The sequence below is a fragment of the Bradyrhizobium sp. 18BD genome, assembly GCF_054185225.1.
In genome coordinates this window covers 37,759-51,268 of the sequence record NZ_JAVAYL010000018.1, presented here as the reverse complement: position 1 = coordinate 51,268, position 13,510 = coordinate 37,759, and the positions used below count along the sequence as shown (strand labels likewise).

The following is a 13,510-nucleotide window of genomic DNA, read 5'->3' as shown; positions in this document are numbered from 1 at the left end:
TGATGCGGCTACGCGCGTTTTCCCATTCGCACCACGTTTCCATCAGTCCGCGGCACAAGTGACACCACTGCCGCCCTTGCGAGGTCTTCCAAGGCAGCCGCAATGTATTTCGCGTAGTGCCGCTCGATCATTTTGACTGAGGTATTATGCAACTTGGCGACCTGTTGGATGGGCAAGCCCTTCCGGAGACCGCGCACGATGCTCGAGTGCCTCAAAGCATAGGGAATCACCTGCGACATACCGGCGCGCTCGCGAATGGCCTTCCAGGGACGTGCAAGCTCGCCCCTTTTCCACGGACCGCGTTCAGACTTCTTCCATGCAATACCGCTCGGCTCCTGTTCATGGATCCACCGCTCGAAAAGAGGTGCATCGCTTGGCCTCCCAGCGATCGCGGGCAAGAGCACCTCGTCGATCCTCTCGGCTTTGAAGCCGGCCTTCACAATGGCGAGGAACGTCGGGTTTAGTTTCTTCCGATCTGCGGAAAGCCGCGGCCACGCTGCATTTAGTGCGGCCTTGAGGTCATTCACGAGCCGCTGCTTGGTCGTGACCTTTAAGTCCTGCGGCAAACTCTCACGCCACGTTATCAAGTCGTCTTTCAAGGCATGCAGACGCACCGATGCGAGAGGGGCAGCTTCCGCAGCTTCCTGATTGCCGCGCTTTTCTTGACCAAGAACATAGCGCCGCAGCTTGGTGCCGGCGTCGGATCGGACGTCGAGACCTGTTCGGCGTCTTTCTCTAGCGTCGCGTTCCTTGACCTGGGATTCCACGGCCGAGCGCACGGTAGGAGCCGGGCCTGCCGCCTGCGACGCGGCTTCTGGCTAGAGCTACGGCCTCCCGTGCCGCTCTCACGGCCTGTTCGAAGGTCAGAATCCCTTCGGCGGGCTTGTCATTAATGTCGTTGGCGACGCCGACTGGCTCCTGCTTCGTGGTGATTACGCCAACATGGCTATACGTCGAATATCCGTTGAATATCCGACACTGTACGTCGACGAACCATGCCGGATTGTGGCCGCGCAAGCTATTGAAATTATTGGACGTTGGCGAGCGGCGACGGACAGAGGCGGAGCCATTATTTGGCCCTCTCAAGGCTGAAACAGGGGTTCGATTCCCCTAGGGAGCGCCATTTCGCCGGATACCGGATGTTCGCGCGATGATCAGGCGGACCGGCGCCATTCTTCCGCCGTCAAGGCTTCCAGCTCAGCGAAATAGGCCTCGTTCGGATCCCGGTTCGAATTCGCCTCAACGCTGTGGCTGCCCGATCTGGTCTCGCGCATCAGATCGTTGATGTAACCAGCGAGCACCGAGCCGATCGCATGAATGGCTTCGTGACGATCCAGCCCTTCAGACATCAATCGCTGCGCAATGCGTCGCACGGGCAGTTCGGCATCGGCAATCTGGCTCTCGACGACAACGTGAAAAACAGCATGCACCTTCTCGCGCGGGACGCGGATCCGCGCACGCCGATGGTACTCCACGACAAGATCGATCCGCTCCTGCTCGTCCAGCGCAAGCCATTGTTCGGGGGCAGGCTCCGTGAACGGATCATATTCCAGGATCGCTCCTTGCGCCTGCTCAAGAACCGACAGGGCGATTTCCCGCTCCAGCGGATCGAGTTGGTGCAATCCGGATGGGAGTTCGTTCAGGCTTTGTGAGTTGAGACAGCACTTCTTGAACTTCTTGCCGCTGCCGCAGGGGCAGGGGTCGTTTCGTCCTACTTTCTTGTCTGAATTCACCATGGGAACGCCAGCTACCGAACCGATTGACAGATTTTCTTCCGAACGAAGACGCAAGAGCGTGGTGAACTGAGCAACTCTCCGGGGGGCACGGCGGAGGCGGCGGCCATTGCCGGATCGTTCAGTCCCTCAGTTCGCTCAGGCCCAATTCCGTCCATAGCCACGCGAAATCGTAGCTGGCCATCGGACTATTTGGATCGGAAGGCTTCGCCGTCTGGTTTTCCATGATCTTGAGCCACTCGACGACCTTGATCCGTCCGCCTGCCGTTTTGACCGCGGCACGCGGTGTTCGCCCTCCAAGCGCGGGAACCGGTTGATCGAGCACGTCGCGGTAGTGCCGGTCCATGTAATCATGGACGATGGCGCGTTGCTCGTCCTCGGGAATATCGAGCTGATTCGGCGCGCCGGAATCGCGTGCTGCCATGACTTGCTCGATCGATTCCGTCTTGACCGTGGGTTTCCGCAGGCGTCTTCCGAGGACATCGGATAGCAGCGCGCATCCGCGGTCGCAACGCTGCTTGGAGTTGGCGCTGAGCACCAGCTTCCTGTCGTCCAACCGTATGTCTGCGAGCACGAGCGCGCCCTCGTCGGACCACGTTTCGCAGGTGAGTGTTTCCGGCGACGGCCCATCGTGCTCGGATGCTGCTGCGACCGGCTTGGCAATGCCCCTTGCATCGCTAACCCAGCTCCAGGAAGCCGAACTTCTGGCACGAAACTCCGGACGTGCTTCCAAAACGGCTCTGATGTCATGCTCCGTGGTGCGGACGGCGAGCGGGAAGCGCGCCTCGCACAGCATCACCTCGTCCCCTTCGGCGTTCCGTAAATCGGGAATCCTCGGTGACTGAATTCGGCCAATCGCGTCGATGAGCCAAACTGTCGTGAAGATGGGAGCGGAGGCACGCAGCCTCTCGGTCGGAGAAAGGTCCGAGAATGCGTCCTCGTCGAACTCGTATCCGTTCGCCTCGGCAAGCTCCCGCTTCTCCTCGCTGCTGAGCGAATCGAGCTTGCGAAGGGACTCGAGGAGGATTTCCGATGTCTCGTGGTCGAATACCAGCAAGCCGCCACCGATCTGCGTTCGCGATCCCACCTGAATGACGCGGGCGGCAATGCGGTCCCACGGCTTCAGACTTTGGGTCGCACTGCGCTCGCTGATCAGGACCGGCTCGCCGCCGCGAATGAGGTCGCGCGCCAGAAACGAGGTGCCGCGGACAATATCGCTGACTTCGTAAAGGCTCATCGTCGAATTTCGCAGCGCGGCCATGTAGGTGCGCACCGACGCGGATTCCTTCCAGCCGCGCCGTTTCAGATAGTCGTCGATTGCGTTTTCGCCGTCCTCGAACTCACGAGTCAGGAAGTCTTCGAAAGCGCAGGCCCACACCGTGCTCATGAACAGGCCTTCGCCTACGGTCGAGGCGATTTCATCCATATCGAGGCCGGTTTCGTCGCAAGTTTGCATGAGATGATCTTCGAAGATCGCCTCAAACTGATCGGCCCATCGGTCGCGCATGGACCATTTGATCAGCCCGTCGAGGATATGCTTGCCGGCCATGTTCCTGCTCGCGTATTGGAAACCCTGATCGCGGCCCTGGATGTGACTGCACCACAGGTTAGCAAGCGTGCGCCACCGCCGCGATCCGGAACCGGATCGTTCGGATGAAAATCAACGATTTTTTTCGTTGCGCTCGCGCCGGCCCGGCGATCAGCCCGGTGAGGCGCGGGGAATTCCACCCGACAACATAAGCTAGCGCAGCGATGCCGCAACATCGGCGATCGATCTGAAGAGGATCGGCGGATCGTCTTTTGAAGGAATGAAACCGCGCCGCTCCCAGAACGCGGATGCTGTGTTAGTGGCATTGGAATAGAAAATCATAAAACGATATCAATTACATAAGAGTTCGCGGTTTTATTCTGAGTGGCGCGCCATTTTATGCCTTCATCCCCTATGCCATTTTTTGAAGCGTCCGGCGCTCCCCAGCCGGTCGGCCTTGCTCAACGCGTTGAGCCATTCGGGGCTGTAAGGGGCAGGCCGGCGGGGCCAAAGCAAATCGGCGACGGGTCAACCTGCACGAACATACCCGATTACGGTGACTTAACTCCTCCGCTCCCACGGGCCGCGCCGGCGTTCGCTCACGCCGTCGTGCCGTCGATGGCGCGGCGGATCACCCGCTGCACTTCCGCATTCGAAAGAAACAGATCGTGGTTGATGATGCCCCAGCCTTCCTGGGAGGCATCGAGCACGCGCACACCGAGCTGTGCGATGGCGGCCTTCTCGGCGGCACCGACCCTGGTCATTCCACCTGCGATTTGTCCCGACAGCGCGAGTGCGCGATCGTTCGTCGCGGCGATCACGGTGATCTTGCCGGCGAGCGGGCCGATGCGGTGGATAGCCGATGAGAACACGTCCATGTCGATATCGGGCGCGGCAAACACGACCGCGCCGATCTTGCCCGTAACCGTGTCGCCGTATCGCGCGTAGAGCTGACGCAGGCTTTCGAGCGTCAGCATGGTTCCCATGCTGTGCGCCACGATGTGCACGCGACCGCCGCTTGGCGCCGACACGAGCGCAGAGAGCACGCGCTCGAAATCGTCGCGAGACCACATCGCGCTGTCGCGGTCATAGGCATAGTCGAACAGTCCTGCCTTGGAGGGCCAGGAGAATGCCATGGTCCGTCCGCGGAACTTGATCCCATCGGAGAGATGGGCGGCATCCAGCACCGCCGTCTCGAATGTCTGCTTGAAGCCGTGCACGTAGATCAGCACGTCCCCTCCGCCGGTCTGCGCGGCGAGATCGCCGGCGTCGGCCGACACCGGTTCGATCCGATCAAGGCGCCAATCACCGAGCCCGACCGAGGCGAGAGACAGGCGGCTCTCGTCTGGCGCCACCAGCTTTGCTTTCGCGACCGTCAAGGCGGTGGCGCGCTCCGGCCCAAACCATGGCTTCGTGCGACCGCCGTTCACGGGCTTGCGCGTGGTGACGACAAGCAAGGTGGGGTCAACGGAGAGGGACGACGCGTCGAAACGTGCGCCGGTCGCTCCCAGGCCGGCACATCCGCCGAGGGCGAGCGCACTCCCTGCCGACACGAGCCCGCCGAGCAGAGCGCGGCGCGAAACAGAGTGATGGGAGTTGCGTTGCAGAAGACGTCGGACGATCACGCGGAACCTTTGGGAACTTTGCCCACCGTAAGCCGCCCCGCCTGCCTCACTGAATGACAATGGGGGCGAGAAGACGGCGGAGCAGCTTCGCGGTCGGTTGCAGGGGCATGGCGTCCGCGGGAGCGCAAGATAAGTCTGACATCGGATCAAGGTGCCTGTCCGGCAAAACAGCCAGGCCGCTGTCAAGCCGGCACGCCAAAAGCATTCCACTCTACCGAAATTCGGAAATATTGTATGGGTCGCCCATCCCAAGCCGACCAAGGGGGCGGTCGTACGTCGTCACGAGCGCGGGCTGGGAGTTGCGGTGGACGCGGGCGGCGTTAAAGGCGGGCTTGTCACCTGTAGGACGAGATGAACCTCGTGAGCATGGTACGAGCCGCATCGACGGACGACGGGGCGCGGCTGATCCGACTATGAACCGTTCACTTTGGTACGGACCCTTGCTCACTGCATGTCGTCTATGCGCCCGCGAAAGACGACCGATGTCAGAAAACAGTGCACACCGTCCGTATGACCGATCCGTCCAATTCCCACGCAAAGACCGCCATGCAGCTCTTGGTGTGGGCCCTGGAAGAAATTGAGAAGACCGCCAACATGGAAGCGGCACAACACGCGCGATGCGCATTGGAGGCGATCCGAAAAAGTATCCCGCCGGACAATTTGGTCCAGGGTAGCATCACTGAACGCTGACGCGGGCCCGAAGCACACCTCAAGCCTTCAAACGTCTCAATAATCTCCTGTAGGCCCCGATGGAACTATCGGACGTCCAACTCATTGAGCGGTTGTTCTCGTAGAGGTCCGCTCTGTGAACCGTTTCGCCGTTATCTTGATGTTACTCACTGGCAGCGCTTCGTCGGCCTTCGGCCAGAGTGCGGGTGGATCGAGCAGTAGCGGCTCCGCGGCGGGTGGAAGTGCGGCCACCGGCTCCACAGGTTATGCGGGCAGCACCTTATCAACCGGGCACACCATAAGCGGCACTGGAGGCTCCTCCGGTCCCAACGTGGGCAACGCGCTCAGCCACGCGGCGACCGGTGACCTGGATGCTTCCTCGGTTAGTCCGGCTCCAACCTCGCATGACAATGCGGTGGATACGCCTGCCGCTGAACGCGCTATAAAGAACTTGGGAAACACCGACGTTGGCGTTCTCAAGAAGTAAACAGATGCTTCGGCCTCGCTCTTGGCGATTGCGACTATTCTGAACAGCTTCCGCACGTAATGTGCAATCGTGATAGCATCACTACCAACCAAGCTGCAATCATCGCCCTATTTCGCGAGGTCAACCGCTACATCGTCAATTCGACTTGGCGGGCAAAACAGCCAAATTCGCTGTCAAGCCCCTCTCCCAAAAACATTCCACTTTACCGAAATTCGGAAATAGCGTATGCATCGCCCATCCCAGCCCACCAAAGGGGGCGGTCGTACGTCGTCACGAGCGCGGGTTGGGAGTTGCGGTGGACGCGGGCGGCGTTAAAGGCGGACCTTGTACCTGCAGGGCGAGATGAACCTCGTGAGCATGGTACGAGCCGCATCGACGAACGGCGCTCAAGGTCTTGCGGAGCCTCTTGGCGAAGCAGGAAAGCCTGCGTACGGCGAAACCGTGTGGTCCTGGCCGTCGTTGTTACGGTCAAGCCCTGGCAAGGCGTCACTCGCGTCAACCGGCGCGAGAGGCGTGAATGTCGCGGGGGCGAGGGAGGCCAGAAGGAACTCGGCTCCCGCGAGAGCGCGGCATAGGCCGTCAAACCATCGCGCAGGGAAGGCCTGGTTTCGGCTGCCCTGTGTTTCCCCTGTGCACTGCGCGTGCATCCGTTCAGCACGGGGGCTTTATGGGTGCCAGCCGGCGCCCGGTCTTCCCTGCGCCCTTTCTTCTCAGAGGGTGTGACGAGAAGCACAGCTCGGGCAAATCCGGCCGCGAGGATGCGAGCGCATGCCGATTGGGCCGGCGAATTGACGCCGCGGCGGCGATGCGCTTCCGGCCCCGATATCCGTCCCCCGTCGACTGGCCTCACGCGCAAGCATGCAGCATCGGCATCGGTGGCGGTGGTCGTTCACCCCAAAATCTGCACTATGCGCGCCGAGACGGGCGGTGCGGCCGGTCTTGCGCCTCCGAAGTGGCTGCCGGGCCTTTGGAGATATTGGCAATAGCTTTTGGAGTTTCGACATGAGCGGTTTGGTGATCTCTGGCGGCCGGGTGGTGGATCCCGCGAGCGGGATGGATGCCGTTGGCGATGTAGCGGTGGTGGACGGCAAGATCGCCGCCGTCGGCACGGGCCTCGGCGGCGCCGAGCGGGTGATCGATGCCGCCGGCCTCGTGGTTGCGCCCGGCTTCATCGACCTGCACGCCCATGGCCAGTCGATCCCGGCCGACCGCATGCAGGCCTTCGACGGGGTGACGACGACGCTCGATCTGGAAGCTGGCGTGCTGCCGGTCGGGTCCTGGTACGAGCGCCAGGCGCGGAAGGGCCGCGTGCTCAACTATGGCGCTGCCACCAACTGGGCCTTCGCGCGCATCGGCGCGATGACGGGCTCCAATGCGGAGAGCTCGCTGGAGGCGTTCGGCAACGCCATGCGCGATCGCCGCTGGATGGACAATGTGGCCACCGATGCGGAAGTCGCCGGCGTGCTTGAGCGCCTCACCCGCGGCCTGAACGAGGGCGGCATCGGCATCGGCATTCTGAACGCCTATGCGCCGGGCGCCGGCGTGCAGGAGCTGACGGCGGTGTGCCAGCTGGCGGCTGCCAAGGACGTGCCGACCTTCACCCACGTCGCCTTCATGTCGCGCATTGACCCCGAAAGCGCGGTGGAAGCCTATATCCGCCTGATCGGCTATGCCGGCGCCACCGGCGCGCACATGCACATCTGCCATTTCAACTCGTCGAGCAAGACCGACATCGAGCGCTGCCGCGTGCTGATCGCCAAGGCGCAGGCACACGGCCTGCCGATCACGGTCGAGGCCTATCCTTACGGCACCGGCTCGACCGTGCTGGCCGCCGCCTTCTTCAGCGATCCCCAGTTCGTCGAGCGCAACGGCACCGGCTACGATTCCGTGCAGCGCGTCACCGACGGCTATCGCTTCCACGACCGCGAGGAACTGCTCAAGGCGCAGGCGGAAGAGCCGTCCTCGCTGGTGCTCTGGCACATCCTCGACACCGAGCACAATGCGCATCACCGCGACCTGCTCGACATGTCGGTGCTCTATCCCGGCGGCGCGATCGCGTCCGACGCGATGCCGTGGACGACGTCGGACGGCAAGACTTACACCGGCGACGCCTGGCCGCTGCCTGACGATGCGACTTCGCACCCGCGTTCGGCCGGCTGCTTCACGAAGTTCATCCGCGAATGGGTGCGCGAGCGCAAGACCGTGTCGCTGCTGGAGGGCGTGCGCAAATGCGCGCTGATCCCGGCCGAAATCCTGTCGCAAAGCACGCCCGCGATGCGCGCCAAGGGCAGGCTCGCCAAGGACGCCGATGCCGACATCGTGGTGTTCGATTACGAAAAACTTTCGGACCGCGCGACCTTCACGGCGATGAACCGGCCGTCCGAGGGCGTGCGGCATCTCGTGGTGAGCGGTCAGCCGCTGATCAGCGACGGCGTTCTGGACGTGGCGGCGCGGCCGGGCAAGCCGGTGCGCCGTCCCGTCGTCGAGGGCTGATCCATGCCGGTCCCCGTTCTCTTGGTCACGGGCTTTCTGGGGGCTGGCAAGACCACGGTCGTGAACCATTTGCTGGCGAATGCGGAGGGACGGCGGATCGCCGCCGTCGTCAACGATTTCGGCGCCATCAACATCGATGCGGAGCTGATTGCGGGCGCGAGCGACGGCGTGGTCAGCCTTGCCAATGGCTGCATCTGCTGCTCGCTCGAAGGCGATCTGCTCCGCACGCTCTCGACGCTGCTGCGGCGTGATCCGAGGCCCGAGTACATCGTCATCGAGACCAGTGGCGTCGCCGATCCCTCCGACATCGTGCGCAACCTGATGGACCCCGTGATCCTGCGCGAGGCGCCGCTAGAGACGGTGCTCTGCGTGATGGACGCGGGGACACCGCCTGCCGCGCTCGACGACGCACTGCTGCGCTCGCAGCTCCGCGTCGCCGATATCGTGGCGTTGAGCAAGCTGGATCTGGCGGACGACGGTGCAGGTGCCCGGCTGCGCGAAGCCATCCGCGCCCAGCGCGTTCCTGCCGTGGTGGTCGATGCCAGGCATGGCGAGCTTCCGTCGGCCTTGCTGTTTCCTGCGAGCGATCGCGCGCCCGCGCCACGCGATCCAGGGCCGAAGCGGCCATCCGAGGAGCGCTTCGAAACGCTGAGCTGGACCTCGGACCAGCCGATCTCGCTGCCACGCTTGCAGCAGGCCATCGGCCGCCTCGCGCCAAAACTGGCGCGCGCGAAGGGTCTGTTCGAGACGATCGAGCAGCCCGGCCGTCAGATGGTGTTTCAGTTCGCCGGCGGCCGTGCGACGCTGGCGCCGGGCGAGCCGCCTCCGCCGGACGTGCCGCGGACCCGCATCGTCTTCATCGCCGAGCTCGGCGTGCTCTCGAAGGCCGAGCTCGATGAGATCATGGAAACGTGTGTTGCGGACTGAAACCGCAGCTGCTTCAAGCGAATTGCGCGATCCCGTTTCCGACGGACCAGTTCTCCGCGGGCGCATCGAGCACATTGACGAACACATCCTCGGGCCGGATGCCCGGGTTCTCGCCGAGCAGCGCCGCGATCCGCCGGTACAGGGCCTGCTTCTGCTCGGCAGTGCGCGAGGCGAACACGGTGATCTGGATCAGCACGGCGTCATCACTGCGGCTCACGCCATAGGCATTGCCGCAGCGAAAGTTCTCGGCTGAAAGCTCGCTGATGGTCATGAACTCGTCGCCCTCAGGGACGTTGAGCGCCTCGCGCATGGCGCGATAGAGACCGTCGAGGATCGCCTTCCGGTAGGCGTCAGGCTTTCCGGCGCGCATCGAGATATGGAGGAGCGGCATGAGCTGGTCCCTTTGCATGCGGGGGCGATCGGCCAGAGCGCATGACGAGCGCCGGCCGTTCAGCCCATTGACGCGACGGGCTATCTATCCCATCTAGTTTTTGACACGATGTCGAGAAATCATGTTCTTGACGTCGTGTCAAATATTTTTCCAGGGAGCCGGATTTGAGACCGCGCGAGTTCGATCACGACGACGTCCTGCGCATCGCGTTCGACCAGTTCTGGCGCAAGGGCGTGCGCGGCACCTCGCTTTCGGACATCGCGCGCGATGCCGGCGTCCAGCGCGGCAGCCTCTACAACGCCTTCGGCAGCAAGGAAGCGCTGTTCCTGCAGGCCTATGAGCGTTATGCGGGCGAGTACCTCCTCGCCCTGGAGAAGGCGCTCGGCGCGGGCACCCTGCGGAAACGCCTTACAGCGTTCTTCGACCTCACCATCACCAACTTCCGCTCCGGCTCGCCGCCGCGCGGCTGCCCGACCACGCGCGGATTGATGGAGCTCGGCGCGGCGGAAGGCGAGGGGCTGGATGAGGACGCGCGCCAGGCTTTTGCGAACCTCGTCTCGCGCATCACCGCGCTGGTCCAGGATGCGTTGGCGGCTGGCGCGAAACGCGGCGAGTTCAAAGGCAATCCCGCGGCGGCAGCACTGCACATCGTCACGGTGACGCGCGGCCTTGCCGTGCTCGAACGCGCCTTCGATGACGAGCTTCAACTGCGCAAGATCGCGGCTCACACGATCGATCTCGTGCTCGACAAGAAGGCCAGCTAAAGCGTTGTCGAGCGAAGTGGATACCGGTTCGCGTCAAGGAAACGCGTCAAACTGGAAGCCAGACACGAAACGACGACCCCAGCGGTGGTGATCCCTGGGGCCGTCTGGAGGTTTCATGGAGGGCATCGAGCACTGCGTCTCCATGGCGATATCGATACCGCAAGACAGCTCCATGCGCGAGTAGAACCCATCAAAGCATCAGCAGCAGGCCACCGCGTTGACGGCCCGCGTCGTCGCCATCTCGTTCTCGTTGCCGACGAACTGGCAGACGACGGACTCGAGTTCCCCAGGCTGCTGGCGGCGCGCAACCGCCACCAGCCGCATCAATTCGGCTTCGTCCTTGGAGAGCCGCCGGCAGGACGGCGGCATGAAGCACAGCGCGCACGGCCGGCCGCTGCGCAAGATCCTGACCAGCGCTGCAGCCCGCGCGACCAGCAGCGGACTGTCGGCAATGCCGGGCGCCTCGTCGGCAAAGCGATAGGCCGCCTCCCAGCAATCGGATGCGCCGGTCGCATAGGCCGCTCCAATGAAGCGGAACAGCGACAGCGCGACGCGGCAGAAATCATCGTAGCCTTCGATACTTCGCGACGACGACAGCGCGGCCTGCAGCGGGCAGAGTCGCGTTGGGCCGGTCTCGGAGGCCGGTACGGAACTGCAACGATCCTGCATCATGACCGATCTCGTCAGTGCAGTGTGGGGCTGCCGACAAACCAGCTCTTCATCGCCATCATCCGGTCGTGGTCGAACGACTGGACCTGTCGATCGGGAAGGATGAGGCCGGCCATGCGGAAGATCGTCGCAAGGCCGCGGACCGGCGCCAGCGCCCAATCCGCGCCGACCGGCGGCAGCCAGCACTCGAACTGCTCGCGCGCGACATCGTCGCGCTCCTTCTGCGCGGCGGCGATCGCACGCAAGATGCCATGTTCGCTCTCCGACATGCGCGGACAGGTCGGGCAGTGCACCTCGATCGCCGTATGCGCGGTGCAGGCAAAGATCTCGATGATGGAGTCCAGCGACGGCACGGCATCGCCGACGCGAAAATGGTCGTAGACCTGCTGGATGTCGGCGGCGGTCGGGACCGCGCCTCCGCTGCGTGCTTTCGCCCGGAAGCCCCAGATGAACAGTCGTTCCGCCGCGCACAGCGCGGGAAGGTCGAGGGTCTTGGCGGATATTGATCGATGCATGGCGCTTCTAGCCTCTGGCAGCGCGCAACGCTCCGGCTGGCGCCAAATACCTGCGCGATCGTTCCGCCAGGGGCTCGCGCAAGTCAACGCTGCGCGGGCCGATATCGAGGGCTTCTAGATTGTGCGGCTAAGCCAATATCGACGAATTCTAAAGTTCGCTTACACGAGCGCGACGTCGATCTCGTTGTCCAATTTGGAAATCATCCGTCAGGCGCGCGACAGGCTGTCGCCGGCAATCGCGAGCTTGAACTGATCGGGCGCGTCGAGGCGGCGTCGGTCACCGAGATCAGCCGGCGCGTCGCGCAGGCCGCGAGCGTGGCCGACAAGGCCGCGACCGACGGTCAGCGCACCAACGACACCGTGCAGGGGCTTGCCGCTGCCGCCAACAAGATCGGCGAGGTCATCGACCTCATCAACCAGATCGCCTCGCAGACCAATTTGCTCGCGCTGAACGCCACCATCGAAGCCGCGCGCGCCGGTGAGGCCGGCAAGGGATTCGCCGTCGTCGCGAGCGAAGTGAAGTCGCTGGCGAGCCAGACCGCGAAGGCAACCGACGAGATCGGTGCGCAGATCACCGCGATTCAGGCCGAGACCAACCAGGTCGTGGGCAACATCGAGAGCATTCGCAAGACCATCATGGAGGTCAACGAGATCTCCTCGTCGATCGCTGCCGCGGTCGAAGAGCAGGGCGCTGCGACGCAAGCGATTGCTCACAGCGTGCAGGAGGCGGCCTCCGGCACCGATCAGGTCTCGCAAAACATCTCCGGCGTCACCGATGCGACCGCGGAGACCGGCCAGGCCGCCGGCCTCGTGCTGCAATCGAGCGGCCGGCTGTCGCAGAAGCTGCAATCGCTCGAGAACGAGGTCAGCACCTTCGTTGCGGGCGTACGCGCGACCTAGTATAGCAGGACGATGGGCCCAAACTCCGATCGCCGCCGCATCCTCATGATCAATCCGAACAGCAACGCGGCGACCACCGCGATGATGGTGGCGATCGCCAGATCCGTTGCCGCCGATGGCTTGGACATCGTCGGCGCCACGGCCACGCGCGCGCCGTCGATGATCGTCTCGGCGGAGGCGCTGGAAACCGCTGCGCCCGAGGTCGAGGCGATCGCGCATGCGCATCAAAAGTCCTGTGACGGCTTCATCGTCTCCGCGTTCGGCGATCCCGGCCTCGCCGGCATCAAGGCGGCGATGACGCTGCCTGCGGTCGGCATCGGCGAGTCCGCGATGCTGGAGGCCGCAGCGAACGGCCGCCGCTTCGGCGTGGCGACCACGACGCCGTTGCTCAAGGCGAAGATCGACGCATTGCCTGACGCGCTGGGATTGGGGGCGCGCTATGCCGGCACGCGCTTTGCCGACGGCGATCCGCAAGAGCTGATGCGTGATTCCACGCGGCTGCGAGCAGCGCTTGCCGGCGCGGTCGAGGCCTGCATCGCGCAGGATGGAGCAGAGGCGGTCATCATCGGCGGCGGGCCGCTGGGCGAGGCCGCGCGCGAGCTTCAGCCGATGTTTTCCGTACCGGTCATCGCGCCGATCCCGTCCGCGGTGGCGCGGATCATTCGCCTCGTGACGGCGTAAATTTTTTCCGCGCCGCGGCATCGGCCGTGCCGCGGAAAACTGTTTTCCTTGACATGAACTCTGCCGTGCTCGACCTGTAGCGATGTCGGGCGGCGCGCGCGTGCCGTCGCAATAATAAGAAGCACGGG

10 protein-coding genes and 3 pseudogenes are annotated in these 13,510 nt (G+C 63.6%); 6 read left to right on the top strand and 7 right to left on the bottom strand.

Translation table 11 applies throughout. The features are described 5' to 3' along the window. Nucleotides 1–8 precede the first annotated feature (8 nt). The 4 genes and pseudogenes from RAD16_RS28655 to RAD16_RS28640 form a co-directional block, all read right to left on the bottom strand. The gene (locus RAD16_RS28655) at nt 9–767 is read right to left on the bottom strand and encodes a hypothetical protein (RefSeq protein WP_458161180.1); all 759 of its coding nucleotides are present in this window, start codon (nt 765–767) and stop codon (nt 9–11) included. A gap of 888 nt (nt 768–1,655) precedes the next feature. Further along, nucleotides 1,656–1,724, bottom strand: a pseudogene (locus tag RAD16_RS28650) (SEC-C metal-binding domain-containing protein); the annotation flags it as partial. Between the two features lie 130 nt (nt 1,725–1,854). After that, nucleotides 1,855–3,282 (bottom strand): hypothetical protein, encoded by a 1,428-nt coding sequence (locus RAD16_RS28645; protein WP_458161179.1) that lies wholly within the window; start codon nt 3,280–3,282, stop codon nt 1,855–1,857. 578 nt (nt 3,283–3,860) lie between these two features. Beyond that, entirely contained in the window at nt 3,861–4,886 is a 1,026-nt protein-coding gene (locus RAD16_RS28640) for an alpha/beta hydrolase (RefSeq protein ID WP_458161178.1), read from the bottom strand. 1,215 nt (nt 4,887–6,101) lie between these two features. On the opposite strand from RAD16_RS28640, the pseudogene RAD16_RS28635 reads away from it, so the two are divergent. From RAD16_RS28635 to RAD16_RS28625, 3 genes and pseudogenes are all read left to right on the top strand, one after another. Next, a pseudogene (locus RAD16_RS28635) lies at nt 6,102–6,182 on the top strand (SOS response-associated peptidase); the annotation flags it as partial. A gap of 862 nt (nt 6,183–7,044) precedes the next feature. Beyond that, nucleotides 7,045–8,535: an amidohydrolase family protein gene (locus RAD16_RS28630; RefSeq protein WP_458161177.1), complete on the top strand. Its 1,491-nt coding sequence runs from the start codon at nt 7,045–7,047 to the stop codon at nt 8,533–8,535. Nucleotides 8,536–8,538: 3 nt separating this feature from the next. Beyond that, nucleotides 8,539–9,462, top strand: a complete 924-nt coding sequence (locus RAD16_RS28625; protein WP_458161176.1) for a CobW family GTP-binding protein — start codon at nt 8,539–8,541, stop codon at nt 9,460–9,462. Nucleotides 9,463–9,475: 13 nt separating this feature from the next. On the opposite strand, the gene RAD16_RS28620 is transcribed toward RAD16_RS28625, so the two are convergent. Then, entirely contained in the window at nt 9,476–9,853 is a 378-nt protein-coding gene (locus RAD16_RS28620; protein ID WP_458161175.1) for a tautomerase family protein, read from the bottom strand. A gap of 164 nt (nt 9,854–10,017) precedes the next feature. Here RAD16_RS28620 and RAD16_RS28615 point away from each other — a divergent pair, with 164 nt between their 5' ends. Then, on the top strand, nt 10,018–10,617 hold the full coding sequence (locus RAD16_RS28615) for a TetR/AcrR family transcriptional regulator (protein WP_458161174.1): 600 nt from the start codon (nt 10,018–10,020) through the stop codon (nt 10,615–10,617). A 198-nt stretch (nt 10,618–10,815) separates the two neighbouring features. Here the strand turns inward: RAD16_RS28615 and RAD16_RS28610 are convergent, their stop codons facing one another. After that, nucleotides 10,816–11,289 (bottom strand): hypothetical protein, encoded by a 474-nt coding sequence (locus RAD16_RS28610; protein ID WP_458161173.1) that lies wholly within the window; start codon nt 11,287–11,289, stop codon nt 10,816–10,818. An 11-nt stretch (nt 11,290–11,300) separates the two neighbouring features. After that, nucleotides 11,301–11,801, bottom strand: coding sequence for a hypothetical protein (locus RAD16_RS28605; RefSeq protein ID WP_458161172.1), 501 nt, complete (start codon nt 11,799–11,801; stop codon nt 11,301–11,303). 267 nt (nt 11,802–12,068) lie between these two features. Here RAD16_RS28605 and RAD16_RS28600 point away from each other — a divergent pair. Together RAD16_RS28600 and RAD16_RS28595 are read left to right on the top strand one after the other, a co-directional pair. Further along, a pseudogene (locus RAD16_RS28600) lies at nt 12,069–12,701 on the top strand (methyl-accepting chemotaxis protein); the annotation flags it as partial. A 12-nt stretch (nt 12,702–12,713) separates the two neighbouring features. Continuing rightward, nucleotides 12,714–13,382, top strand: a complete 669-nt coding sequence (locus tag RAD16_RS28595) for an aspartate/glutamate racemase family protein (protein WP_458161171.1) — start codon at nt 12,714–12,716, stop codon at nt 13,380–13,382. Nucleotides 13,383–13,510: the final 128 nt, after the last annotated feature.